The organism is Achromobacter sp. ESBL13, from assembly GCF_036668755.1.
In the GTDB taxonomy this organism is placed as follows: domain Bacteria; phylum Pseudomonadota; class Gammaproteobacteria; order Burkholderiales; family Burkholderiaceae_B; genus Achromobacter.
The window spans coordinates 1-25,395 of sequence record NZ_JAZEVT010000004.1; the positions used below are offsets into that span (position 1 = coordinate 1).

Sequence of the window (25,395 nt, forward strand, 5' to 3'; positions counted from 1 at the left end):
CGATGCCGGCGCCCATCAGCAACGCGCCGCTAAGCAGGCGCCGCCATGGCAGTTCATCCTTGCAGACGATCCACAGCGCAAACGCCGAGCAGCCCACGGCGATGGCCAGGGACAGCACCGTCAAAGACAGGTCATAACCCATCGGGATGGGCAGGTTGAAGGCCAGCATGCCCACGAAGTGCATCGACCAGATGCCCACGCCCATCGCAAAGGCGCCACCCGCCAGCCAATAGCGCGCGGCCGGCAGCCCGTGCGAGGCCCGCACACGATTGGCCATGCCCAACGCCGTGTATGACGCCAGGATGGCGACCCCTAGAGATACGAGGACGAGCGAAGGGTTATAAGTTCCAACGAGCATTTGTGCGGTCCTGTCCTAAGCGCTTTACTGCCGTCGCGCCGGCCTCAAATCAAATCAATTAGTAGTCAACAGTTGCAATTGGGTCGTAAGACGATTGCTGCTGTCGACGCTGGCGATTTACGGTCTCTCTTGTCGGGAAGGGGAAAGGGGCAAGCAAGGCCTGCGGTCGGCGCTGCCGGGCGCGTCGCGGGATGGGCGACTGGCGGCGGGCTCGGCGCGGCATGGGCCGGTCGAAAGCCGGGGCGCGCGCGTAGTGCTGGACGCGCGTCCGAGGCTAAGGGATGGGTTATACCGAAATCGCGCTTCAAGAAGCTCACCAATCTTCACTTCTGGCCGCCGAGCGCGGGCGCCCTGGGCCGCCGATAGGGCGGCCTCCCGGGTGCGTTCCTACACGGCCATGGGCGCGGTGAGGGGGGCGTGATGCGTGTAGCCGGACAATGAAAAGTCGCCGGGCTCGACCTTTTCCAGCCACTCGGGTTCGTAGCGGCCGGTGACGGCGAAGTCGGGAATGCGGTCCGACAATACCAACTGGGGCGATTCGAAGGGTTCGCGCGTGAGCTGCTCGCGCAGCATCGGCAGGTGGTTCTCGTAGATATGGGCGTCGCCGATGAAATACGTGAACCAGCGCGGCTTGTAACCCGTCAGACGACCCAGCAGGTGCAGCAGCGCGGCGCCTTCGGTCAGGTTGAACGGCGTGCCCAGCCCCACGTCATTCGAGCGGATGTACAGGCACAGCGAGATTTCCTGCGTGGTGGCGTTGGGCAGGAATTGATAGAGCAGATGGCAGGGCGGCAGCGCCATTTCTTCGATCTGCGCCCAGTTCCAGCCGTGGAACAGGATGCGGCGGTCGCCGGGACGTTCGTGGATCGTGTCCAGGCACTGGCGCAGCTGATCCACTGCTTTATATAGCAGCACCTTGTCCACGCCGCCTTCTTGCAAGTCGGCCACCTTGGCGTAGCCGCGAGACAGCGCGTCTTCAAGCTGGCCATTGTTGCCAGCATCCAGCAGCTTGTAGGCGGGCCACTGGCGCCATTGCACGCCATAGACCGGGCCCAGGTCGTCCGGGCCTTCGCGGTAGGGGTTCGCCAGCCATTGGCTGTTTTCGTTGGCGTTCTGGTCCCAGACCTTGCAGCCCAGTTCACGGAATTCCGCCGCGCTGCGCGAGGCCCGCAAGAAACCGACCATTTCGCCGATGGCGGATTTGAAGGCCAGTTTCTTGGTGGTGACGGCGGGAAAGCCCTTTTGCAGGTCAAAGCGCAGTGAGGCGCCCGGCATGCTGATGGTGCGGATACCCGTTCGGTTCTCCTGCCACGAGCCGGTGTCCAGGATGGATTGAACGAGGTCTAGATATTGTTTCATGGCGGTTCTCAGGCGGCGGCCGGCGCTTCCTGGGTGTCGACGATGTCGACCGAGAAGGTCAGCGCCGCGGTCTTTTCAAGCATGGCTGAAGCCGAGCAGTATTTTTCGTGCGACAACTGCACGGCGCGCTCAACGGCGGCCTGCGGCAGGTTGCGGCCCGTGACGGTGAAGGCGAAATGGATGCGGGTAAAGACCTTGGGGTCGGATTCGGCGCGATCGGCCTGAAGCTTGACGCTGCATCCGGTGACGGCGTGACGGCCGCGCTTCAGGATCAGCACAACGTCGTACGCCGTGCAGCCGCCGGTGCCGGCCAGCAGCATTTCCATCGGGCGCGGCGCCAGGTTGTGTCCGCCGCCGTCCACGGCGCCGTCCATCACGGCCACGTGGCCGCTGCCGGTGCTGGCGGTAAAGAGCATGCCGTTGGGGCCGCCCCAGTCAATCGTGCATTCCATTTTGAGTGTCCTTCCGCATTGAGCGCAGTCAATGGTCGATGATACCTGTTGCGTACAATTCCAGGCATGAGAGCCCCGCCCCGCATCAGGGGTGTGTGGCGCCAGTTTGCACAGGAGCCGCCCATGTCCACTGCTTTGTCTCAATCCGGACCCGTTTCCATTCGCCGCCGCATCGGCCCGCTGGATGCCCTGCTGGCTGAGGCCGACCGCGCGCTGCGCGTACTGTCCAACAGCGCCACGGCAGGCCGGCCGTATCCGGCCACGACCCCCGACGCGCCGGGCGCGCTGTCGGAGCAGGACAAGCGGCACTCCGCCGGCCTGATGCGCGTGAACCATGTGGGCGAAATCTGCGCCCAGGCGCTGTACCGTGGCCAAGCCTCGGTCTGCCGCGAACCCGGCCCGCGTGCGCTGCTGCTCAATGCCGCCGCCGAGGAAGTCGACCATCTGGTGTGGTGCAACGAACGGCTGACCGAGCTGAACAGCCGGCCCAGCTTGCTGAACCCGGTCTGGTATGCCGGTTCTTTTGCGCTGGGCGTGTTGGCCAGCTATGCAGGCGTGCCGCGCAACCTGGGTTTCATGGCTGAAACCGAAAAGCAGGTCGAGGCCCATCTGGAAGAACATCTACGCACCTTGCCGGTGCAGGACGAACGCTCGCGCGAGGTCGTCCGAAAGATGAAAGACGACGAGGCCGAGCACCGGGCCAGCGCCGAGCGGGCAGGGGGCATACCGCTGCCGGGCCCTGTAAAGACGGCCATGCGGGCGATGTCCAAGGTGATGACGACCACGGCGTACTGGATATGAAGCGCGCCCGGAATCGATCGTTAAGGGTGTTTAAGGAAATGTTGCACTGCGCCAATTTGGCCGCATCGTGGTGCGCGGCGCACTGAACTGGTGCGCTTTTCGGGGTGGGATTACCCGGAAGCGCCAAGGGTAAATCCGCAAGGGGTTTACCCGTTCGGCGAAAACCCTTTTTTTGGCCAAGTCGTTGCCAGGTATGGCTCTCCAGGGGGCGTCCGGGGAATTTGCGGCGAAAATGCAACGTCGGATTTGACCTTTTAAAGAGATCAAAAAAATTCTTGCATCGCACAAAAAACATCGGTACTATTCATTCATCGGATGTTGAAACGCAGTCGGCGCGGTGCAAAACCCCGACAGCGCAGCGAGCAGAAAGCCCGCTCCCAACATGCCACGGTTGTCTCCTCCACCCTCCTCCTTTGGTGGATTTAGCCCGAGATCTCACGATCTCGGGCTTTTTTTTGCCTGGTGATAATCCGTCCCTATTTAACGGTATTTGCGGCCCGGCCGTTGCCGCGAGGTTGGCCATCCTCCCTATGGACGCGTCCGTGTTTTCCCTTGGATATTTCGTATGCGCCAAGGCGGAAAGCTCTACAATCGCCAGCATGAAATCCGTACTTCTGCGCGCACGAACGGCCCCGGCAAGGGCGTTACGTTTCGTGCCCGTGAATTGCACTTCCTTATCCCTCACATATATGGGCGTTACACCTGCCTCCCATAATGGCGGGCCTGTCTCGATAGACCAACCAAAGGTGATCCAGTGACCTGGCTGTATATCTGCGTGGTCGCGTTCATGGTGGGGGGACTCATCGTGTGGTCGGAGCGCTGGCATGGCCGCTTTACCGGCGACAGCGACCTCAATAAACCACAAGCGAACCATTCCCGCGCCACGCCCCGCGTCGGCGGTCTGGCCGTACTGGCCGGCACGCTGCTGGGCCTGCTGGTGCTCGGCCCGGCCAACATGACCCTGACGTGGCTTTGGCCCGCCCTGTTCGTTGCCGCGCTGCCCGTGTTCGTCGCGGGCCTGTTGGAAGACATCACGAAAGACATCGGCGCCAGCAAGCGCTTGCTGGCGGCTTTTCTGTCGGCGGCGATTGCCTGGTGGCTGCTGGGCGGCGTCAGCCGGGTCGGCATGGCGCCTGTGGATTACGTGCTGTCGTACTGGCCCGTATCCCTCTTGTTCACCATGTTTGCCGTGGGCGGCTGTACCCATGCGCTGAACATCGTTGACGGCATGAACGGCCTGGCCGGCATGGTCGCCACGCTGATGGCAGTGTCGATCAGCCTGGTGGCCCTGCAAGTGGGCGATGTGCCCATCTTCATGATCGCCGCCGCACTGGCATCCGCCACGCTGGGTTTCCTGGTCTGGAATTTTCCGTTCGGCCGCGTCTTCCTGGGCGATGGCGGGGCGTACTTCCTGGGCTTCATGCTGGCTGAGCTGGCCGTGCTGCTGGTGGTGCGCAATCCGTCGGTGTCGCCGTTCTACGCGCTGGCCGTGTTGTTCTACCCCGTCTTCGAAACCGGTTTTTCGATCTGGCGTCGCCGCTTCAAGCGTGGCGTGCCGGTTGACCAGCCGGATGCGCTGCACTTGCACCAACTGGTGTTCCGCCGCCTGGTCCGCGTGACCTTCAGCCGTGGTCGCCGCCATGCCGTGCCGGCGCTGTGCAACGCGATGGCGTCGCCCTACATGTGGGTGCTGGCGCTGATCGGCCTGGTGCCGGCCACCATCTGGTGGGACAACGCGTGGGCGCTGGGCGCCAGCCTGCTGGTGTTCGCCAGCGTCTATGTCTGGCTGTATGCGCGCCTGGTGTCGTGGCGCCGCCCCGGCTGGCTGCTGCTGCCGTCCGTTTTGAAAACCTCGGATTAAGAGTTGAGCGCCCCGGCGATCACCGCCGGGGGCTCGTTAGTCATCGATCACCCGACCATATTTAAGATGCCGTAAACGTTCTACGGTGAAGGGAGAGTTATGTTGCAAATTCAGGATGTGAAACTTGCTGTCGTGGGCCTGGGCTATGTCGGCCTGCCCCTGGCGGTGGAGTTCGGCAAGAAGCGCTCGGTCATCGGGTTCGATATCAATACGCGCCGTATCGACGCTTTGAAGGCCGGCCACGACCACACGTTGGAAGTCAGCGACGAAGAGTTGGCCGAAGCCGCTCAGCTGACCTACACCGCCGACCGCGCCGAACTCGGCAAGGCAAACGTGTTCATCGTGACCGTGCCCACGCCCATCGACGAATACAAGCAGCCCGACCTGACCCCGCTGGTCAAGGCCAGCGAAACGATCGGCGCCGTGCTCAAGCGCGGCGACATCGTCATCTATGAATCCACCGTGTACCCCGGCGCCACCGAAGAAGACTGCGTGCCCGTGCTGGAACGCGTGTCGGGCCTGAAGTTCAACGTGGACTTCTACGCCGGCTACAGCCCCGAGCGTATCAACCCGGGCGACAAGGATCACCGCGTCAGCACCATCAAGAAGGTCACGTCCGGCTCGACGCCCGAAGTCGCCGAACTGGTCGACCAGCTGTACAAGCAGATCATCACCGCCGGCACGCACAAGGCGTCCAGCATCCGCGTGGCCGAAGCCGCCAAGGTGATCGAGAACACGCAGCGCGACGTCAACATCGCGCTGATCAACGAACTGGCCCTGATCTTCAACAAGATGGGCATCGACACCGAAGCCGTGCTGCAAGCCGCGGGCACCAAGTGGAACTTCCTGCCCTTCCGCCCGGGCCTGGTCGGTGGCCACTGCATCGGCGTGGACCCGTACTACCTGACCCACAAGGCGCAGTCCATCGGCTACCACCCCGAGATCATTCTTGCCGGTCGTCGCCTGAACGATTCGATGGGCGGCTACGTGGTGTCGCAGCTGGTCAAGTGCATGACCAAGCAGCGCATTCATGTGCAAGGCGCGCGCGTGCTGGTCATGGGCCTGGCCTTCAAGGAAAACTGCCCCGATCTGCGCAACACCCGCATCGTGGACATCGTTGGCGAACTGCGCGACTACAACGTTGACGTGGACGTCTACGACCCGTGGGTCGACCCGGAAGAAGCCGTGCACGAATACGGCCTGACCCCCGTGGCCAAGCTTGAAGAAGGCAAGTACGACGCCGTGATCCTGGCGGTGGCGCACAACCAGTTCAAAGCCATGGGCGCCGAAGGCATCCGCAAGCTGGGCAAGCCGCAACACGTGCTGTACGACCTGAAGTACGTGCTGTCGCCCGCCGAATCCGACCTGCGTCTGTAAGGATTCCGCCATGACCACGCGATTTGAAACCATCAAGCAAGAACTCACCGCCCAGCCGCGCAAGTGGCTGGTGACCGGCTGCGCCGGCTTCATCGGCTCGAACCTGTTGGAAACGTTGCTGAAGCTGAACCAGACCGTGACCGGCCTGGACAACTTCGCCACTGGCCACCAGCGCAATCTGGATGAAGTGCGCGACTCGGTGTCGCCCGAGCAGTGGGCGCGTTTTTCCTTCGTGGAAGGCGACATCCGCGATCTGGCCGCCTGCCAGCGCGCGACCGAAGGCGTTGATTTCGTCCTGCACCAGGCCGCTTTGGGCTCGGTGCCGCGTTCGCTGAAAGACCCGATCACCACCAACGAAGTCAACATCGGTGGCTTCCTGAACATGCTGGTCGCCGCGCGCGACGCCGGCGTGAAGTCGTTCGTTTACGCGGCCTCCAGCTCCACCTACGGCGACCACCCGGCCCTGCCGAAGGTAGAAGAGAACATCGGCAAGCCGCTGTCGCCCTACGCCGTCACCAAGTACGTGAACGAACTGTACGCCGACGTGTTCGCGCGTTCGTACGGCTTCGAGACCGTGGGCCTGCGCTACTTCAACGTGTTCGGCAAGCGCCAGGACCCCGATGGCGCCTACGCCGCCGTGATCCCGAAGTGGACCGCCGCCATGATCAAGGGCGAAGACGTCACCATCAACGGCGACGGCGAAACCAGCCGCGACTTCTGCTTCGTCGACAACGCGGTGCAGGCCAACCTGCTTGGCGCGATGGCCTCGCCCGAAGCCCGCAACCAGGTCTACAACGTGGCCGTCAGCGGCCGCAGCACCTTGAACGACCTGTTCGGCTTCCTGGTCACCGCGCTGGGCAACCAGAACGTCAACTACGGCAAGAAGCCGGTCTACGCCGACTTCCGCGCCGGCGACGTGCGCCATTCGCAGGCCGACGTCAGCAAGGCCGGCCGTCTGCTGGGCTACGTGCCGTCGCACACCGTGCTGCAAGGCCTGGAAGTGGCCATGCCCTGGTACACGCAATTCCTGCGTTGATTTGAAAGCACTCGTCCGCAAACTCGGCAACATCCACCCGGACCACCAGCGCATCTTCAAGGGCGCGTTCCGGGTGGCGGTGTTCCTTCTGCTGGGCAAGGCCGCCGGCGCCATCAAAGAGATGGCGGTGGCGTACCGCTACGGCGTCAGCGACGCCGTGGACGCCTACCAATTCACGATGACCATGGCCACCTGGCTGCCGGTCACCATCGTGGGCGTGCTGTCAGTGGTGCTGATCCCCGTGCTGGTGCGCCTGCGCCGGGCGGATGATGCCGAGCGCGACCAATTCATCAAAGAACTGCAAGGCTGGGTCGCCGCGGCCGGTGTCGCGCTGGCGATAGCCACCTGGTTTGCCTGGCCCTACGTCGTGGACGCCTTGGGCAAGGGCTTGCCCGAACGCGTGCGCGGCATGACGGGTGACCTGCTGGTGGCCTTTGCCCCGGTGTCCGCCTTGCTGCTCGTCGCGGGCATCAGCGCCGCGCGCCTGCGCGCGCACGAACGCCACGTCAACACCTTGCTGGACAGCGTGCCGGCCGTGGCCACGCTGGCCTGGGTCATGCTGGCCGTCAGCGCCGACGGCGTGGGCCCGCTGCTGTGGGGCACCTTGGTGGGCTACGCCATCCAGACCGTCTGGCTGGCCTGGCTGGCCGCGCGTGCCGACGGCGGCTTCTGGGGCGCGCCGCGCCTGACGCTGCGTTCGCCGCACTGGCCCGAGCTGATGGGCGCGGCCGGCGTGATGCTGATCGGCCAGGTGGCCATGAGCTTTGTCGGCCCGCTGGACCAATACGCCGCCGCCAACCTGGGCGCCAACGCCAACGCCACGCTGGGTTACGCCAGCCGGCTGCTGTCGTTGCTGCTGGGCATCGGCGCGGTGTCGGTCGGGCGCGCCGCGTTGCCCGTGCTGGCCGATGTGCAGGCGCGCGGCGATACCGACCGCGCGCGCAGCATGGCACTGAAATGGTCTGTGCTGATGGTGGGCGCGGGCGCGGTGGCCGTGGCCATCGGCTGGGTGCTGGCACCCTGGGGCGTGTCCGTGCTGTTCCAGCGCGGCGCCTTCACCGCCGAGAACACCGAGGCCGTCGCGCATGTATTGCGCTGGGGCCTGTTGCAACTGCCTTTCTATTTTGGCGTGTTGATCCTGGTGCAATTGCTGGCCAGCCAGAATCGCTACCGCATCATGGCCGCCATCGCCGTGGCCAACTTCGCGCTGAAGGCCGTGTTGAACACCGTGCTGGCACCCAAGATGGGCGCGGCCGGCATCATGCTGGCAACCAGCCTCATGTATGTGCTGTCCTTCGCCTGCTACCTCGTGGTGGCGATGCGCAAGGCTGAACCCAAGGAGGCCGATTGAATGTCGCAAGCCGACTCCGGACGCGCGCTGCGCGTGCTGCTGTTTATCCATTCGCTGCATGGCGGGGGCGCTGAACGCGTTGCCGCCGACCTGAGCGCGCACTGGGCCGGCATGGGCCGCGAAGTCATGGTGGTCACGCAGGCCAACGCCGACGACGACGTCTACGCGCTGCACCCCAAGGTTCGCCGCGAAGTGCTGAACACGGCGGGCGAGGGCGGCGGGCTGCGCGGCATCTGGAGCAACGTGCAACGTGTGCGTGCGCTGCGTCGCGTTATCAAGGCGTTTCGCCCGGACATCGTGCTGGGCATGATGACCACGGCGTCCGTGCTGTCCGTGCTGGCCGCCTCGGGGCTGGGATGCCGCGTCATCGCCACCGAACACACCCATCCGCCGTCGCAGACCCTGTCGGGCCTGTGGCAGCGCCTGCGTCGCATGACCTATCCGCGCGCCGCCCGTGTGGTGGCGTTGACTCGTGGCACGGCCGACTGGATCGAGCGCCACGTGCCGGGCTCGCGCCTGGCCGTCATCCCCAACCCGGTGCATTGGCCGCTGCCGCGCGCCGAGCCCATGCTGGCGCCCAGCCCGACGCCTGATCGCAAGCGTCTGCTGGCCGTGGGCCGTCTGCACGCCGACAAGGGCTTTGACCTGCTGATCCAGGCCTACGCCACGCTGGCGCCGTCGCATCCGGACTGGGATCTGGTTATCCTGGGCGAAGGCCATGAACGCGGCGCATTGCAGGCACAGATCGACCAGGCAGGGCTGGCCCAGCGCATCTCGATGCCCGGCCGCGCCGGCAACGTGGGCGACTGGTACGACAGTGCCGACCTGTACGTGCTGACCTCGCGCTTTGAAGGCCTGTCCAACACCTTGCTGGAATCCATGGCCAGCGGCTTGGCGGCCGTGTCGTTCGATTGCGATACCGGCCCGCGCGAGATCGTGCGCGACGGGATCGACGGCGTGCTGGTACGGCCCAACGGCGATGTGCCCGCGCTGTGCAAGGCGTTGTCCGAAGTCATGGACAATGACGCAAGGCGCCAGCGGATGGCGCAGGCGGCAACCGATGTGCGCGACCGTTTTTCGGCCGCGCGCGTGTTGCAGCAATGGAAAGAACTTTTTGACGGCGTGCGCGAAACGGGCCGCTAGGCCCTGCGGCACGCCGTTGCTACGGTGACCACGAGAACCTCATCATGTGTGGAATAGTCGGAATTTGGGGCCCCATCGGGAACAAGGAACGGTTGCTGGCCGAAAGCTGCCGCCGCATCCGCCATCGCGGGCCGGACAGCAACGGCTTCTGGGAGGACCCGGAAGCCGAAGTGGCCCTGGGCCACGTGCGCCTGGCCATCCTGGACCTGACCGAAGCCGGCCACCAGCCCATGACGTCCGCTTGCGGCCGCTACGTGATGGTGTTCAACGGCGAGGTCTATAACCATATGGACATCCGCAAGCAGCTGGAGCAATCGGCACTGGCGCCCACCTGGCGCGGCCATTCCGATACCGAAACGCTGCTGGCCGGTTTTACCGCGCTAGGCATCGAAGCCACGCTGCAAGCCGCGGTCGGCATGTTCGCCATCGCGCTGTGGGATCGCGCGTCGCGCAAGCTGATGCTGGCGCGCGACCGCATGGGCGAAAAGCCGCTGTACTACGGCTATACGGGCGCCGAACTGGTGTTTGCATCCGAGTTGAAGGGCTTGATGCCCATCCCCGGATTCGGCCGCGACCTGAATCGCAACGCGCTGGCCTCGTACATGCGCCACAACTACATACCCGCGCCGCAATCCATCTACCAGGGCATCAACAAGCTGCCGCCGGGAACGTGGATCGAATTCACCGCCGACGACACCCGCAGCCGCCGCATGCCGGAACCGCGCGTGTACTGGTCCGCCCGCGAAGCCGCCGACGCGGCGGCGCGCGCGCCCTTGTCCTTCGGCACCGACGCGCAAGCCGCCGAGGCGCTGGAAGGCGTGCTGTCCAAGGCGGTCGGTGGCCAGATGCTGTCGGACGTCAGCTTGGGCGCGTTCCTGTCTGGCGGCATCGATTCGTCGACCATCGTGGCATTGATGCAGGCGCAAAGCGCCAAGCCCGTGCGCACCTTTGCCATCGGCTTTCACGAAAAAGGCTATGACGAGGCGCAGCACGCCAAGGCCGTTGCCACGCATCTGGGCACCGATCACACCGAGCTCTACGTGACCGCTGACGATGCGTTGGCGGTGGTGCCCTCGCTGGCCGATATGTACGACGAACCGTTCGCGGATTCTTCGCAGATCCCGACGTCGTTGGTCACCAAGATGGCGCGCCAGCACGTCACCGTGGCGCTGTCCGGCGACGGCGGCGATGAACTCTTCGGCGGCTACTCGCGCTATTTCCGCGTGAATAACTGGTGGCAACAGTGCGAGCGCGTGCCCGCGATGCTGCGCAAGCCGGCCGGCGCGCTGCTGTCCGCCTCGGCTCAACTTCCCGGACGCGGCGCCTGGCGCGGCAAGGTCGGCAAGCTGGGCGAGCTGTTGCGCACCGACTCGCGCGGGGATTTCTATCGCCACTTCGTGTCGTACTGGCCGGAGCCGTCGCAGGTAGTCAAAGGCGGCGTGGAGCCCGTGTCGGAATTCGCGCGCGACATGCAGGGCTCGACCTTCGAAGCCATGATGAAGCTGGACACGGTCACGTATCTGCCGGACGACATCCTGGTCAAGGTTGACCGCGCCGCCATGGCCGTCAGCCTGGAAACGCGCGTGCCGCTGATCGATCACCGCGTGTATGAATTTGCCTGGAGCCTGCCGCATCAATACAAGGTGCGCGGCAACACGGGCAAGTGGCTGTTGCGCCAGGTGCTGCATCGCCATGTGCCGCAGGCGCTGGTGGACCGCCCCAAGCGCGGCTTCGCCGTGCCGCTGGCCGCCTGGTTGCGCGGCCCGCTGCGCGAATGGGCCGATGCGTTGCTGGACCCCGCGCGGCTGCGCCAGGAAGGCTGGTTCGAACCTGAACCGATCCTGCGCAAATGGCGTGAACACACGTCGGGCCATCGCAACTGGGACAGCCACCTGTGGGGCGTGTTGATGATGCAAGCCTGGCTGGATCGTTATCGTGCAGCACCGGATCAAGGGGGAACGATTGGGAGTCGTTGACGTATGAGAATTCTGATGTTGGTCAGTTCCATGCACGCGGGCGGCGCCGAACGGGTGGCCGCCACGCTGGTGAATGCATGGGCCGAACGCGGGGACACCGTCACGTTGACGCCCACTTATTCGTCCAAGGGCACCTGCTTTTATCCGTTGTCCGACAAGGTACAGCTGGCTTGGCTGGCGGACATCGCCGGCACCCGCGCCTCGGGTGCGATGGCGGCGTTCAAGCGTTTGATGGCCTTGCGCAAACACATCCGTGACACCCAGCCCGATGTGGTCGTGTCATTCCTGACCAACGTGAACGTGGCCGCCATTTTGGCCACGCGGGGCCTGGGCGTGCCCCTGATCGTCTGCGAACGTACCAATCCCGTGGCCGAGACCACGACGGGCAACGTGTGGCGCAAGCTGCGCCGGCTGCTGTATCCGCGTGCCGACATGGTGACGGTGCAGGCCGAAGACACCGCCGGCCCGTTCTCGCGGCAGGTGCCGGGCATCAAGCGCCTGGCAGTGATTCCCAACCCCTTGCCCGCGCCCTTGCTGCAAGCACCGCGCGTGGTGCAGCACGACGGTGACGGCCCGCGTGAACTGCTGGCCATGGGCCGCCTGGTGACCGACAAGCGCTTTGATTTGTTGATCGACGTCTTTGCGCAGCTGGCGCCCGCGCATCCCGACTGGAACCTGCGCATCTGGGGCGAAGGCCCTGAACGCGCGGCGCTTGAAGCGCAGGTCGCCAAGTTGGGCCTGCAAGCGCGGGTCAGCTTGCCGGGGCGTACCGAAACCCCCTGGGACGAACTGGCGCGCGGTCAGGCCTTTGTGCTTAGCTCGCTGGTGGAAGGCTTTCCCAACGTGCTGCTGGAAGCCATGTCGCTGGGCCTGCCATGTGTGGCCTTCGATTGCCCCAGCGGCCCACGCGAAATGACGCGCGATGGGCAGGACGCCCTGTTGGTGCCCACCGGCAACCGCGATGCCTTGCGCGACGCCTTGCAACGCATCATGAGCGACCCGCTCTTGCGTCGCCAACTGGGCGATCGCGGCGCGTCCGCCGTACGCCAGCGCTATGCGCTTTCCAGCGTGCTGTCGGAATGGGACGAACTGTTCGACGCGGTGCGGGAGGGGCGATGAGCACCCCGGCATTACATGTGCTGCACGTGATCACCGGCCTGGGGCAGGGCGGTGCGGAATCCGTGCTGCTGCGTCTGGCCACGTACCGGGACGCGGGTGTGTCGCACACCGTCGTGTCCTTGACCGACGAAGGCATCTACGGCCAGCGCCTGCGCGATGCCGGCGTCGCGGTGCATGCGTTGGGCATGAAGCGCGGCCGCGTCAGCCTGGGCGGTTTCATGGCGCTGCGCCGCCTGATCGCCGACACGCGTCCCGACGTCGTGCAGACCTGGATGTATCACGCCGACCTGATCGGTGGCCTGGCCGCGCGGCTGGCCGGCGTACGCGCCATCGCCTGGGGCATCCGCAATTCCGGCGAACACCTGGAACGCAGCAGCCGCTCGGCGCGCATCGTCTTGCGCGCTTGCGCGCTGTTGTCGGGCAGCGTGCCGCGCGCCATTGTGTGCGCGGCGCAGAACGCCGCCGAACGCCATGCCGAAAAGGGCTACCGGCGCGACCGCATGGTCGTCATTTCCAACGGCTATGACCTGTCGCGCTACGCGCCGGACGCCCAGGCCCGCACGCGCATGCGCGCGCAATGGGGCCTATCCGAAGACGCGCCCGTGATCGGCAGCGTGGCCCGCTGGGACCCGTTGAAAGACCACGCCAACCTGCTGCGCGCCGTGGCCGCGCTGGTGCGCGACGGGCGTGACGGCGGCTTGCGCTGCGTGCTGGTCGGGCGCGGCATGACCGCGGACAACCCCGAACTGCTTGCCTTGATCGACAAGCTGAACCTGCGCGACCGCCTGATCCTGGCCGGCCCCAGCGACGACGTGCCCGCCGTGATGAACGGGTTGGACCTGCATGTGCTGTCCAGCTGCGCCGAGGGCTTTCCCAATGTGGTGGCCGAGGCCATGGCGTGCGGCGTCTATTGCGTGGTGACCGATGTGGGCGACGCCGCATACATCGTTGCCGACACCGGCGTCGTCGTGCCGCCCGAGCAGGCCGAAGCGCTGGCGCGCGGCATCGAAACCGCGCTGTGCGATGTGGCCGCGCGTGGCACGGGCCGCGCCGGGGAAGCCGGCCGCGCGCGCGTGCTGGAAAACTTCGATCTGGCACGCATGGTGCAACGTTACACCGCCGTATGGCGCCGTATTTCTGGAGCCAAGGCATGAGCCGCCGCCTGATGTTTGTGGTCAACAATCCCGCGTTTTTCATGTCGCACCGCGTGCCGGTGGCGCTGGCGGCGCAGCAGGCGGGCTATGACGTGCACGTGGCCACGATGGATGGCCCGGCCGTGGCCGACATCCAGGCGCTGGGCATGACGCATCACGCCATCCCCATGACGCGCAGCGGCAAGCATCCCTTGCAGGAACTGGGCACGTTGCGCGCGCTGGTGCGCCTGTTTCGCCGCGTGCGCCCGGACGTGGTGCACCTGGTGACGATCAAGCCGGTGCTGTACGGCGGCATTGCCGCGCGGCTGGCGCGCGTGCCGGGCATGGTGGCGGCGATCTCGGGGCTGGGCTTCGTGTTCCTGTCGAACTCCCTGAAGATGCGCCTGGTGCGCGCCGTGGTGGCGCGTCTGTACCGCGTGGCGCTGGGCCATCCGAACAGCCGCGTGATTTTCCAGAATGCCAATGATCGCGACCTGCTCAAGTCCCTGGGCGCGGTGCGCGACGAGCAGGTTGTCATGATTCGTGGCGCGGGTGTTGATCTGGACGCCTATCGCGCGTCGCCCGAGCCGTCGTCGCCGCCCGTCGTGGTCACGATGGTGGCGCGTTTGTTGCGCGACAAAGGCGTGCGGGAGTTTGTCGACGCGGCATCGCTGCTGCGCAAGCGCGGCGTGCCCGTCACGATGCAACTGGTGGGCGGGGTGGATGCGGGCAACCCCACGTCGGCCACGCAAGAAGAGGTGGAGGCCTGGCAGCGCGAGGGCGCGGTGCAAGCGCTGGGCGAACGTTCGGATATTGCTGAGCTATACGCCGCCAGCCACATCGCCGTGCTGCCTTCATATCGCGAAGGGCTGCCCAAATCGCTGATCGAAGCCGCGGCCTGCGGGCGCGCGGTGGTCACGACAGACGTGCCCGGTTGCCGAGACGCCATCGACCCCGGCAAGACCGGCTTGCTGGTGCCGGTGCGCGATGCCGCATCGCTGGCTGACGCCATCGCGCGTTTGGCACAAGACGCCGCGCTGCGCCAGGCCATGGGTACGGCCGGGCGGGATCTGGCCGAACGCGAGTTCGATATCCGCCAGGTTGCGCGCGTGCATGTTGAGCTGTACGACGCGCTGGGGCGGCGCGCGGCTGGCGGCTAGCCGTAGGCTGCCGCCGACGCGCTGTCCGCCTACTGCCGCCGCGCGATCGCGTCGATCCAGAAACGGGTCGACGGGTCCTGCTGGCTGGGCTGCGGCGAATCCAGTTCGCGCATGATGCCCTTGGCCAGCGCCTTGCCAAATTCCACGCCCCATTGGTCGAACGGGTTGATGCCCCAGATCACGCCTTGGGTGAACACCTTGTGTTCGTACATCGCCAGCAACGCGCCCAACGTGTAGGCCTCAAGCCGCGGCAACACGATCAGCGAAGACGGGCGCCCGCCCGGATGAACGCGGTGTTGCGCCAGCCATCGCGCGCGCGCCGGATCGCTTTCGGTGGCGGACGTTTCCGCCAGCGCCTCGTCAAGGGATTTGCCGCGCAGCAGCGCCGAGCGCTGCGCCAGGCAATTGGCTATCAGCAGTTCGTGGTGACGCGCGTAGGCGTGATCCGGCTGTTCGCACAAGATGAAATCCACGGGTGCACCCATCGCGTCCTGATGCATCCATTGGAAAAAGGTGTGCTGGCAATCGGTACCCGACATCCCCCAGATTGCGGGGCCGGTGGGCACGCCAACGGCGCTGCCGTCAGCCGTTGCCACCTTGCCCAGCGACTCCATTTCCAACTGCTGCGCCCACGGCACCAGGTGATACAGCCGTGAGTCGTACGGCGCGATGACCAGCGAGTCATAGCCCAGCACGCTGCGGTTGACGACGCCTGCCAGCGCCATCTGCACCGGCGCGTTGTCAGCCAGCGGCGCCGTGCGGAAATGTTCGTCCATGGCCGCCGCGCCTGCCAGCAACCGGTCAAACGCGTCGTTGCCCAGCGCCAGCGCAATGGGCAAGCCGATGGCGGACCACAACGAATAACGGCCGCCCACCCAGTCCCAGATCTGGAAGATGTGATCGGGCAGGATACCCAGGTTCAGCGCGGCTTCCACGTTGGCGGTAATCGCCACCACTTGCTTGATCGGGTCCGCCACGCCGGCTTCGCGCAGCCAGTTCATGGCCACTTCGGCGTTGGCCAGCGGCTCGGTCGTGGTGAACGATTTGGACGCGACGATGACCAGCGTGTCGTGCGGGTCCAGGCGGCTCATGGCGTCGGCGACGGAATGCGAATCCACGTTCGATGCGAATCGCACTTCGCGCCGGGCGCCGCCATGACGCAAGGCGCGCGTCACCAGGCGAGGCCCCCAGTCGCTGCCGCCGATGCCCAGGTGCAGGACGTAGCCGTAGCGGTCGGCACGATCGGCTTCACGTACGAATTCGCGCAGCCGGTCGCGTTCGGCTTGCACCACCTTCGCCACGGGGGCGGGCGGGTTGGGCGCGCGCAGGGCGGTATGCCAGGCCGCGCGGCCCTCGGTCCAGTTGGCGTGGCCCCCATCGAACAACAAGGCGCGGGCGGCGTCAAAGTTCTGCTGCGCTAGCAGCGCTTCAGACGCCGCGTGCAGCGCCGGCGAATGCGGCTGGGTGCTCAGATCCAGCCGCAGGCCCGGCGCGTTGATGACCCTGAGCTGCTCGCCGCGCAAGGGCGCGGCCTTGGCCGCTGCCGTGAATGGTTGCCAGGCCGGGCTGTTGGATAGCGACATGGACGCAATCAGAACGGCAAAGTCGCTTCTGGCGCGAGCTTGCCCAGTTCGCGTCGGAAGTCGGCCTGGATGCGTGCCAGCGCCTCGGGGTTTTCCGCCTCGAAGCGCAGCACGACAACGGGCGTGGTGTTGGAGGGGCGGGCCAGGCCGAAACCGTCGGCGTATTCCGCGCGCACGCCGTCGATGGTGATGACGCGGCGGGCGTCGGGGAACTGGCCGTTGTCCTGCAAGCCCTTGACCAGGGTAAAGGGTTGGCCTTCTTCCATTTCCAGTTTCAGCTCGGGCGTCGAAACGTCCTGCGGCAATGCTTCCAGCGGTGCGCAGGCGTCGGCCTGGCGCGATACGATTTCAAGCAGGCGCGCGCCGGTGTACAGGCCGTCGTCAAAGCCGTACCAGCGTTCCTTGAAGAAGATGTGGCCGCTCATTTCGCCGGCCAGCGGCGCGCCGGTTTCGGCCAGCTTGGCCTTGACCAGGGAATGGCCCGTTTTCCACATCAGCGGAACGCCGCCCGCGGCTTCCACGGACAGCCCCACGTGGCGGCTGCACTTGACGTCGTAAATGATGGTGGCGCCGGGGTTGCGGTCCAGCACGTCGCGCGCGAACAGCACCAGTTGGCGGTCCGGCCAGATGATCTGACCGGATTTCGTGACGACGCCCAGGCGGTCGCCGTCGCCGTCAAAGGCCAGGCCCAGCTCGCAGTCGGTTTCGGCCACGCACTTGATCAGGTCTTGCAGGTTCTTGGGTTCGGCCGGGTCCGGGTGGTGGTTGGGGAACGTGCCATCCACCTCGCAGAACAGTTCTGTCACTTCGCAGCCCAGCGCGCGGAACAGCTGCGGCGCCACCGCGCCGGCCACGCCGTTGCCGCAGTCGATGGCGATCTTCATGGGGCGGGCCAGCTTCACGCCCGAGGCCACGCGCGCAATGTAAGCGGCGACCAGGTCCAGCTGGCGGCGCACGCCGGCGCGTTCAGCCGGGGCCGAGGGTGCGCCGTTCATGGCGGCGCCCAAGGCCTGTACCTCGTCGCCATACAGGGCGCGGCCGCCCATCATCATCTTGAAGCCGTTGTACTTGGGCGGATTGTGGCTGCCGGTGATGGCCACGCCGGACCCGGTTTGCATGATGTTCGCGGCGAAGTACACCAGCGGCGTGGGCACCATGCCGACATCCAGGGTATCGACCCCGCCTTCCAGCATGCCTTCCTGCAAGGCGTCGGACAGCATTTCGCTGCTGAGGCGGCCGTCGCGGCCCACCACCAGGGTCTGCACGCCTTCTTCGCGTGCGCGAGCGGCCAGCGCCACGCCTAGCGCGCGAGCGAACTTTGCATCGATCAGGTCCGGCACGGTGCCGCGAATGTCATACGCCTTGAAGACGGAAGCGGGAAATTGCGTGTTGTTGCCCACGACGATTCCTTGAAGAAGAAGGTTGCAGCGCTGGTTTTGATGGGCCTAGTGGTAAACCCGTATATCAAAACCCGACCGGGTTAAGCAAGAAAAGTGAATTATCCCCCATCGGCGCATGCGCCTCATCCGACGGGAGCAGTAGGGCGTCTTAAGGGTGGCGCCCGCCCTGAAATGGTGCGTAGCACGTAGCGTGCCGCTTTGATCCGGTGCGCGGGCGGGGTCGGTGGGCATCTGCTATGGGCTGCGGCGGCATGGCCCACAAATTGCTTGTCATGGGAAGGTGATACGCTTGCGCTGCAAGCAGAAAGACCGGGAGGGGCCATGGGTGCCAAAATTTCTACTGTGATGTCATCGGGGGGCGCCAGCAGCCGGCGCGGTCCTCCCACGGACTATGCCGGGCCGGCCGCGGGCCGTGAGCGCCGGCTTGATATCCATGTATTTGTATCCGAGACGGGCGAAATGGTCGCCGGCCGCGCGTGGGAACGCTGCGTCTGGCGCGAGGCCCGCGTGCTGATCGCCGAATGCCCGGCGCCGCATCTTCCATCATCCATCGAAACCGCGTTGCGCACGATTGCCGCCGAGGTCGCCCGAGACCGCAACTGGCAGGGCATGGGCGCCGTGGCGTTTTCCCTGGACGACCGCAGCGGCGTGTTCCGCGTGATTGGCGCCGAAGCGCAACCGCATGCCGGCTCCATCGTGGCCAGCCCCGACGCCGTCGGCGCGCATGCGCTGGAAATGCGTATCGACGGCTGCGTCGACCGCCGCTTGCCCTGCACCCGCCTGCTGGTTTGCGGCGACACGCGGGGCGAGGCCTTGCGCCGCGCCTACCGGGCGTTGTCTGAAATGCCCGGCCCGGCCGGCACCGACCGCGCCTTCCTCATGAACCGCATCGCGTCGCGCGCCTATTGTTCGGGCCTGACGGGCACGCGGCTGGATCAGGCCGTCGGCTAGCGCGGCGGCGCTTCGGCCCCGCGCCCGAAACCCTGCTTCAGTCATCGGGGCCGAACCCCTACAATAGCCCGCACATCCCTAGACCCGTGCCTGGGCGCGCCCAGGCCCCTCTCTTGTGCGGCGCCTATGACATTGCTGAGCGATCTTCAGTCCCTGCTGGGTTTCACGAATGTGCTGACCGGCGAGGACGCCGCGTCCTATGTGCTGGACTGGCGCCGCCGTTATCGCGGGTCGGCCCTGGCGGTGATCCGGCCCGGCTCTACCCAGGAAGTAGCCGACGCCGTGAAGCTGTGCCTGAGCCATGGCGTGCCGGTGGTGCCCCAAGGCGGCAACACCGGCTTGTGCGGCGGCGCCACGCCGGATGACACCGGCCGCGCCGTCGTGCTGTCCACGGCCCGCCTGACGGCGGTGCGCAATGTGGATACCGACAACGACACCATTACCGTAGAAGCGGGCTGCATCCTGCAAGCCGTGCAAGAAGCAGCGGCGGGCGCGAACCGGCTGTTTCCGCTGAGCCTGGCCGCCGAAGGCAGTTGCACCATCGGCGGCAACCTGGCCACCAATGCCGGCGGCACGCAGGTGCTGCGCTACGGCAATACGCGCGACCTGACGCTGGGCCTGGAAGTGGTGACGGCCGAAGGCGAAATCTGGGATGGCCTGCGTGGCCTGCGCAAAGACAACACGGGCTACGACTTGCGCGACCTGTACATCGGCAGCGAAGGCACGCTGGGCATCATCACCGCCGCTACGTTGAAACTGTTTCCCCGGCCTGTTGCCAGCTGCACCGCGCTGCTGACCCTGGACACGATCGACCAGGCGGTTGACGTGCTGTCCCGCGCGCGGGCCGGCTTCGGCGCCGCGCTGACGGGTTTCGAACTGATGAGCAACGCCTGCCTGCAAGGCGTGGTGCGCCTGTTCCCGCAACAGCGCCTGCCCTTTGACGGCGACTCCGCCGAATCGCCGTGGTTTGCACTGCTTGAACTGTCCGATAGCGAAAGCGAGGCCCACGCGCGCGAACGCTTCGAGGCCGTCCTGGGCGATGCCATCGACGCCGGCTTGATCCACGACGCCGCCATCGCCGCCAACGTCGCGCAAAGCAAGGCGCTGTGGCACCTGCGGGAAAGCATTCCGCTGGCCGAAGCCGAACTGGGCAAGTCCGTCAAGCACGACGTTTCCATTCCCATCTCGTCCATCGCCGGCTTCGTGCACAAGACCAACGCGCTGCTGCAAGCGCGCTTTCCGGGTGTGCGGCACGTCATCTTCGGCCATCTGGGCGACGGCAACCTGCATTACAACGTGGCCAATGCGCCGGGCCAGACCGAAGCCGAACTGCTGGCGCTGCAAAGCGAGATCTATGGCGTGGTGCATGACAGCGTGCATGCGCATCAGGGGTCGATCAGCGCCGAGCACGGCGTGGGGCAGCTCAAGCGCGACGAACTGCCGCGCTACAAAAGCCCGGTAGAGCTTGCGCTGATGCGCCGCATCAAGCGCGCGCTGGACCCGCAAGGGCTGATGAATCCGGGTAAGGTCCTGCAAGCCTAGCGCGCCCTTGCGCCGCGACTTGCGATCTACTGAACAGGGAGCCCCCAACATGGCAGTCAGCCCCGCGGCCGGTGCAAATTACCGGGTGCTGATCGTTGAAGACGATCACATCATCGCCGGCAACCTGTATTCATTTCTGGAGGCGCGCGGCTTCCTGCCCGATGTTGCCTACACCGGCCACGCCGCCCTGGAACGCATGAAGGCGCAGCGCTTTGACGCACTGATCCTGGATATCGGCCTGCCGGGCATGGACGGCAACGCGGTGCTGCACACGCTGCGCAACGACATGCGCGCCGACGTGCCCGTCCTGATGCTGACCGCGCGCGACAGCCTGGAAGACAAGCTGGCGGGGTTTTCACACGGCGCCGACGACTACCTGACCAAGCCTTTCGCGCTGCTTGAAGTCGAAGCCCGGCTGCTGGCGCTGATCCAGCGCGCCAAGGGGGCAACGGTGGATGCGGTGCGCGAATTCGGGCCGCTCAAGTACGACACGCGCAGCCGTGGCGTGCTGGTCAACGGTCAGCCCGTGCATCTGACGCGCAAGGCCAGCCTGATCATGGACGCGCTGATGCGTGACCCGGGCCGGGTGGTCGCGCGTGAAGAACTGGAATCGCTGCTGTGGGGCAATGAACCGCCGTCGTCGGACGCGTTGCGCAGCCAGGTCCACCTGTTGCGCCGTGCGTTGGCGGACGCCGGTTTTGACGGCATCGAAACCTTGCACGGCACGGGCTGGCGCCTGACGCTGAACGGAATCTGTCCATGACGCGCGCTTCAGGCGGCACATTGACCCAACGGGTGGTGTGGGCGCTGACCGGCACCGTGGCGCTATTCGTGACGGCGCTGGCGCTGCTGGCCTACCTGACGTTTGACCAGATGGAAGATGACCTGGTCAACGACATCCTGAACACCGAAATGGACCGCCTGGTGCAGCATGCGCGCAGCAGCGATGAATTCCTGCCGCGCGGCGGCGTGCGCGAACTGGGCGGGTCGATGCGGGCCTGGATGAGCGTGGACGGGCAGCGTCCCGCCGGCATCCCCGACGAAGTGGCGGAGCTGGACAACGGGCTGCACCTGATCGAACCCGAAGCCTATACCTGGCACGTAATGGTGGCCGACACGGGCCGGGGCAAGGTGTACCTGCTGTACGACGCCACCGACAACGAAGAGCGGGTCCATGATTTCGGCCTGATCGTGCTGGGCGTGGGCGCCATCTGCGTCTTGGGTGCCTATGCCTTGTCGCGCCGCGTGGCGGCAGTGGCGGTGGGCCCGCTGCTGGACCTGACCGACCGCCTGGCCACCTGGGCGCCTGGCGCGCCCGACATGGCCGTGACCCGCGATGACGAGGCCGGCCGCCTGATCGAAGCGTTTAACCGCGTGCAGAACCAGGTCGATCGGTCAATCGCGCGCGAGCGCGAATTCGCCGGCAACCTCAGCCACGAAGTGCGCACGCCGCTGGCCGCCATCCGCTCGGACAGCGAACTGATGCTGCTGACCCAGGCCTTGACGGCCGACCAACGCCAGCGCCTGACGCGCGTGGTAGACAACGTGGACGACGTGATCGTGTGTCTGGAAAGCGCCCGCGCCATGGCGCGCGACCAGTTGCTTCCCCCCGCACCCGTCGATATCGCCGAATGCATGCAGGACGCTTGGCGCGGCTACGAGGCGCAGGGCGCGCTGGCCGAACTGCGTTTCGACAATAAGATCGCGTCGGGCCATGTGTTGACGCTGGATCGCTACGCCTTGTTGACCGTGCTGCGCAACCTGGTGCGCAACGCCGTCGAGCATGCCGCGCCGGCCACGCTGACCGCCACCTTTCGCGCGCCGGACGTGCTGGAGCTGAGCGACGACGGCAAGGGCATCGCGGCGGACGACCTGCCTTTTCTGTTCCGCCGCTATTACAGCGGGCGCATGCGCGATACGGCCGCCGCCGGTCAGCACGAGGCGGCGCGCGGCCTGGGGCTGGCCATCGCCAAACGTGTCTGCGACATGCAGGGCTGGCTGCTTACCGTGGAATCGTCGCGCGAGCCGGCATCGCGCGGCACCCGCTTCCTGCTGCGGTTCGACGCGCATTCCACCGCCGTTGCGCCGCGGACACAGACGCGAATTTGACGATTATTCGACCTTCGGGGCGCTAAGCTCTGCGATTCCCCGAACCGTCCCCTGGTCCTTGCCACCATGCCGTCCCCACCGCTGTCCCCGGCGCGTGCGCCCACGCTTGCCTGGTATTTGTGCAGCCAACTGATCGGTGTGACGTTGGCATTGGCCGCCGCCGCCTGGTGGACCAACGTGTCGGGGCTGGACCTGCGCATTGCGCATGCGCTGTTCAACCCGGCGCTGGACGACTTCCCGCTGCACACCAACCGATTGCTTGAAATGCTGGGCCATCGCCTGGTGCTGGTGCTGCCCATCGGCGTGGCGCTTGCCGCCGTCGGCGTGGTCGCCGCCAGCTTTCGGGTGCCCGCCTGGCGCCGGTGGCGCGGGGCCGCATTGGCGCTGGCGGCCACTTGCCTAGCCGGGCAGCTGCTGGTCAATCAGCTCAAGCACTACACGACCCTGCCACGCCCTTATGACCTGGAGACGCTGGGCGGCTACACGCCGTATCCGCTGCACTGGTGGACGTGGGTGCGCGCAAGGGCCGGCGGCGCCTTGCCCAGCGGCCACGCGGGCGCGGGGTATTCAATGTTGACCCTGTACTTTCTGGGCTGGTCGCTGGGCCGGCCTGCATGGCGCTGGTGGGGGCTGGCGCTGGGCGTGTCGGCCGGCGTGCTGTTTTCAGTGGTGCGCATTCTGCAAGGCGCGCATTTCCTGAGCCAGACGTTGTGGTCGGCGGCCCTGCTGTGGTTTCTTGCCGCGCTGTTCTTCATGCCGCTGATCGCGACGCGGCATGCGGGCGGGCGGGCCGATGCGGAACGGCCCGGTCCATCCGGCCCGTCCCGCCTGTCGCGCGATCAGTTGAGCAGCACGCCCGGCAGCCACAGCGAGAACGCGGGCACGTAGGTCACCAGCGCCAGCGCCGCCAGCAAGGCGCCGTAGAACGGCCAGATCGTTCGCATGACCGTTCCCACCGATACCCCGCCGATGGCGCAGCCCACAAACTGCGTGGTGCCCACCGGTGGCGTGTTCAAGCCCAGCGCGCAGTTCAGCAAGATGACGATGCCGAATTGAACCGGCCCCATGCCGTACTGCATGCAGATCGGCAGGAAGATGGGCGTGCAGATCAGAATGGTGGCGGCCATGTCCAGGAAGGTGCCCAGCACGAACAGGATGATGTTGACCATCAGGAAGATGGCCCACGGGCTGGTCGATATCGAGGCCATCAGCTCGCCCGTTTTTTCGGCCACGCCGTAAAAGCTGATCAGATAGCCGAAGGTGGCCGAGATGCCGATCAGCAGCAACACCACGCCCGTCGTCTTCACCGCCTTGCTGGCCGCCCGCACGAACTGGTCCCACGTCAGCGAGCGATACACGAATATCGTCAGCGCCAGCGCATACAGCACCGCCACCGCCGCCGATTCCGTCGCGGTGAACACGCCGCTGAGAATCCCGGTGATGATCAGCACCACCACGAACAGCCCCGGCGCTGCCGCCACCAGCGAACGCAGCACGATGTGCCAGCCTGGAAAGGTGCCCGCCGGATAGCCCCGGCTGCGCGCCACGAAATACGCGGCGGCCAGGTTGCACAGCGTCAGGATCAACGCGGGCACGACGCCCGCCGCGATCAGCGCGGCAATGGACACTTTGCCGCCCGCCGCCAAGGTGTAGATGATGATGTTGTGGCTGGTCGGCATCAGCGCACCCACCAGCGCCGCGTGCGTGGTGACGTTGACGGCGTAGTCGGCGTGATAGCCCTCGCGCTTCATCATCGGGATCATCACCGAGCCCATGGCCGACACGTCTGCCACCGGCGAGCCCGACACGCCGCCAAACAGCGTGCAAGCCACCACGTTCGACATGCCCAGCCCGCCGCGCACGTGTCCCACCAGCGACTTGGCGAAGTTGACGATGCGGTCGGCGATGCCGCCATACAGCATCAATTCGCCCGTGAAGATGAAGAACGGAATGGCCAGGAACGAGAACGCGTTCATGCCCGAGGTCATCTGCTGGAACGCCACGGCCAGCGGCAGGTCCTCGACCATGATCGCGGTGATGGACGACAGGCCGATGGCGAAGGCCACCGGCACCCCGATCACCAAAAAGCCCATGAACGTAAACGAAAGCAGTGTCAGCGCCATGCCGGTACCACCTTATGGTTGCGCAGGATCGCGATGATGTGCTCCAGCGAAAAGAGCGCGATCAAGGTGCCCGACAGGGTTGCGGGAATGTACTTCCAGGCGTTAGAGATACCCAGGTTCGGGATCTTGTAGGCCGATACGGATTCCGCCAGCACGCCGCAGTTCCAGGCCATCAACACGCCGAACAGCAGCACCAGCAGGTGGATGAAAATGCGCAAGCGCCGTTGCCCGCCGGCGGGCAGCGCTTCCAGCAGCGACTCGAAGCCGATATGGCCCGCATCGCGCACGCCAACCGCCGCGCCCAGCATGGTGACGTACAGCACCAGCAGCAGGGCCAGGCTTTCGGCCCAGGTGGGCGTGCTGTTGAGCACGTGGCGGCCAAAGATCTGCAAGCTGACCGCGATGATCAGGCAGACCAGCCCGAACACGCTGGTCCACATGCAGGCCCGCGCCAGCAGGGCGCAGCCGCGCGTGTAGGCGTCCAGCGGGCCGGCCAGGGCTTGCGCCCGGCCCACCGCCGCTACACCGGTTTCATTCGTGGGTGTGGCCAACATGTCGCCC

Annotated in this window: 22 protein-coding genes; 15 read left to right on the plus strand and 7 right to left on the minus strand. The window is 65.9% G+C overall.

Annotated features, from left to right (window positions below):
• The 3 genes from V6F88_RS16850 to V6F88_RS16860 all read right to left on the minus strand — a co-directional run.
• The coding region (locus tag V6F88_RS16850) for an MHYT domain-containing protein (RefSeq protein WP_332610879.1) at positions 1 to 358 on the minus strand (358 nt) is incomplete at its 3' end.
• Between the two features lie 387 nt (positions 359 to 745).
• The gene (locus tag V6F88_RS16855) at positions 746 to 1,717 is read right to left on the minus strand and encodes a thymidylate synthase (RefSeq protein ID WP_332610881.1); all 972 of its coding nucleotides are present in this window, start codon (positions 1,715 to 1,717) and stop codon (positions 746 to 748) included.
• 8 nt (positions 1,718 to 1,725) lie between these two features.
• Positions 1,726 to 2,169 carry an OsmC family protein gene (locus tag V6F88_RS16860; protein ID WP_314355558.1) on the minus strand — a complete coding sequence of 148 codons (444 nt, stop codon included), beginning with the start codon at positions 2,167 to 2,169 and terminating at the stop codon, positions 1,726 to 1,728.
• A 123-nt stretch (positions 2,170 to 2,292) separates the two neighbouring features.
• Here V6F88_RS16860 and coq7 point away from each other — a divergent pair, with 123 nt between their 5' ends.
• The 10 genes from coq7 (at position 2,293) to V6F88_RS16910 (ending at position 15,126) form a co-directional block, all read left to right on the plus strand.
• Entirely contained in the window at positions 2,293 to 2,970 is a 678-nt protein-coding gene (coq7, locus tag V6F88_RS16865) for a 2-polyprenyl-3-methyl-6-methoxy-1,4-benzoquinone monooxygenase (protein WP_332610884.1), read from the plus strand.
• Positions 2,971 to 3,724: 754 nt separating this feature from the next.
• Positions 3,725 to 4,831, plus strand: coding sequence for an MraY family glycosyltransferase (locus V6F88_RS16870; protein WP_046805084.1), 1,107 nt, complete (start codon positions 3,725 to 3,727; stop codon positions 4,829 to 4,831).
• A 99-nt stretch (positions 4,832 to 4,930) separates the two neighbouring features.
• The gene (tviB, locus tag V6F88_RS16875) at positions 4,931 to 6,208 is read left to right on the plus strand and encodes a Vi polysaccharide biosynthesis UDP-N-acetylglucosamine C-6 dehydrogenase TviB (protein ID WP_332610888.1); all 1,278 of its coding nucleotides are present in this window, start codon (positions 4,931 to 4,933) and stop codon (positions 6,206 to 6,208) included.
• A gap of 10 nt (positions 6,209 to 6,218) precedes the next feature.
• Positions 6,219 to 7,244 (plus strand): SDR family oxidoreductase, encoded by a 1,026-nt coding sequence (locus tag V6F88_RS16880; RefSeq protein ID WP_332610889.1) that lies wholly within the window; start codon positions 6,219 to 6,221, stop codon positions 7,242 to 7,244.
• Position 7,245: 1 nt separating this feature from the next.
• Positions 7,246 to 8,595 carry a murein biosynthesis integral membrane protein MurJ gene (gene murJ, locus V6F88_RS16885; protein ID WP_332610890.1) on the plus strand — a complete coding sequence of 450 codons (1,350 nt, stop codon included), beginning with the start codon at positions 7,246 to 7,248 and terminating at the stop codon, positions 8,593 to 8,595.
• Positions 8,596 to 9,738, plus strand: coding sequence for a glycosyltransferase family 4 protein (locus V6F88_RS16890; RefSeq protein ID WP_332610892.1), 1,143 nt, complete (start codon positions 8,596 to 8,598; stop codon positions 9,736 to 9,738).
• A 44-nt stretch (positions 9,739 to 9,782) separates the two neighbouring features.
• Positions 9,783 to 11,714 carry an asparagine synthase (glutamine-hydrolyzing) gene (asnB, locus tag V6F88_RS16895; RefSeq protein ID WP_332610894.1) on the plus strand — a complete coding sequence of 644 codons (1,932 nt, stop codon included), beginning with the start codon at positions 9,783 to 9,785 and terminating at the stop codon, positions 11,712 to 11,714.
• 3 nt (positions 11,715 to 11,717) lie between these two features.
• Positions 11,718 to 12,833 carry a glycosyltransferase family 4 protein gene (locus tag V6F88_RS16900; RefSeq protein ID WP_332610896.1) on the plus strand — a complete coding sequence of 372 codons (1,116 nt, stop codon included), beginning with the start codon at positions 11,718 to 11,720 and terminating at the stop codon, positions 12,831 to 12,833.
• On the plus strand, positions 12,830 to 13,987 hold the full coding sequence (locus V6F88_RS16905) for a glycosyltransferase family 4 protein (RefSeq protein WP_332610898.1): 1,158 nt from the start codon (positions 12,830 to 12,832) through the stop codon (positions 13,985 to 13,987). Before V6F88_RS16900 ends, V6F88_RS16905 begins: the two co-directional genes overlap by 4 nt.
• On the plus strand, positions 13,984 to 15,126 hold the full coding sequence (locus V6F88_RS16910) for a glycosyltransferase family 4 protein (protein ID WP_332610899.1): 1,143 nt from the start codon (positions 13,984 to 13,986) through the stop codon (positions 15,124 to 15,126). The genes V6F88_RS16905 and V6F88_RS16910 overlap by 4 nt, the downstream gene beginning before the upstream one ends.
• Positions 15,127 to 15,155: 29 nt before the next feature.
• On the opposite strand, the gene pgi is transcribed toward V6F88_RS16910, so the two are convergent.
• Both pgi and V6F88_RS16920 read right to left on the minus strand, forming a co-directional pair.
• Entirely contained in the window at positions 15,156 to 16,709 is a 1,554-nt protein-coding gene (gene pgi, locus V6F88_RS16915) for a glucose-6-phosphate isomerase (protein WP_332610900.1), read from the minus strand.
• An 8-nt stretch (positions 16,710 to 16,717) separates the two neighbouring features.
• Complete coding sequence (locus V6F88_RS16920; RefSeq protein ID WP_332610901.1) at positions 16,718 to 18,109, minus strand: phosphomannomutase/phosphoglucomutase; 1,392 nt, start codon at positions 18,107 to 18,109, stop codon at positions 16,718 to 16,720.
• Positions 18,110 to 18,430: 321 nt separating this feature from the next.
• On the opposite strand from V6F88_RS16920, the gene V6F88_RS16925 reads away from it, so the two are divergent.
• The 5 genes from V6F88_RS16925 to V6F88_RS16945 all read left to right on the plus strand — a co-directional run bounded on the left by V6F88_RS16925 (position 18,431) and on the right by V6F88_RS16945 (position 23,599).
• The gene (locus tag V6F88_RS16925; RefSeq protein WP_442880328.1) at positions 18,431 to 19,060 is read left to right on the plus strand and encodes a BPTD_3102 family carboxylase-like protein; all 630 of its coding nucleotides are present in this window, start codon (positions 18,431 to 18,433) and stop codon (positions 19,058 to 19,060) included.
• Positions 19,061 to 19,186: 126 nt separating this feature from the next.
• On the plus strand, positions 19,187 to 20,602 hold the full coding sequence (locus tag V6F88_RS16930; protein ID WP_332610905.1) for an FAD-binding oxidoreductase: 1,416 nt from the start codon (positions 19,187 to 19,189) through the stop codon (positions 20,600 to 20,602).
• A gap of 49 nt (positions 20,603 to 20,651) precedes the next feature.
• On the plus strand, positions 20,652 to 21,365 hold the full coding sequence (locus V6F88_RS16935; protein WP_332610907.1) for a response regulator transcription factor: 714 nt from the start codon (positions 20,652 to 20,654) through the stop codon (positions 21,363 to 21,365).
• Positions 21,362 to 22,711: a sensor histidine kinase gene (locus V6F88_RS16940; RefSeq protein WP_332610909.1), complete on the plus strand. Its 1,350-nt coding sequence runs from the start codon at positions 21,362 to 21,364 to the stop codon at positions 22,709 to 22,711. The genes V6F88_RS16935 and V6F88_RS16940 overlap by 4 nt, the downstream gene beginning before the upstream one ends.
• Positions 22,712 to 22,777: 66 nt before the next feature.
• Entirely contained in the window at positions 22,778 to 23,599 is an 822-nt protein-coding gene (locus V6F88_RS16945; RefSeq protein ID WP_332610911.1) for a phosphatase PAP2 family protein, read from the plus strand.
• Here the strand turns inward: V6F88_RS16945 and V6F88_RS16950 are convergent.
• Together V6F88_RS16950 and V6F88_RS16955 are read right to left on the minus strand one after the other, a co-directional pair.
• Positions 23,551 to 24,834, minus strand: a complete 1,284-nt coding sequence (locus V6F88_RS16950; protein WP_332610913.1) for a TRAP transporter large permease — start codon at positions 24,832 to 24,834, stop codon at positions 23,551 to 23,553. The genes V6F88_RS16945 and V6F88_RS16950 overlap by 49 nt on opposite strands.
• Positions 24,825 to 25,388, minus strand: coding sequence for a TRAP transporter small permease (locus tag V6F88_RS16955; protein WP_332610914.1), 564 nt, complete (start codon positions 25,386 to 25,388; stop codon positions 24,825 to 24,827). The genes V6F88_RS16950 and V6F88_RS16955 overlap by 10 nt, the downstream gene beginning before the upstream one ends.
• Positions 25,389 to 25,395 lie beyond the last annotated feature (7 nt).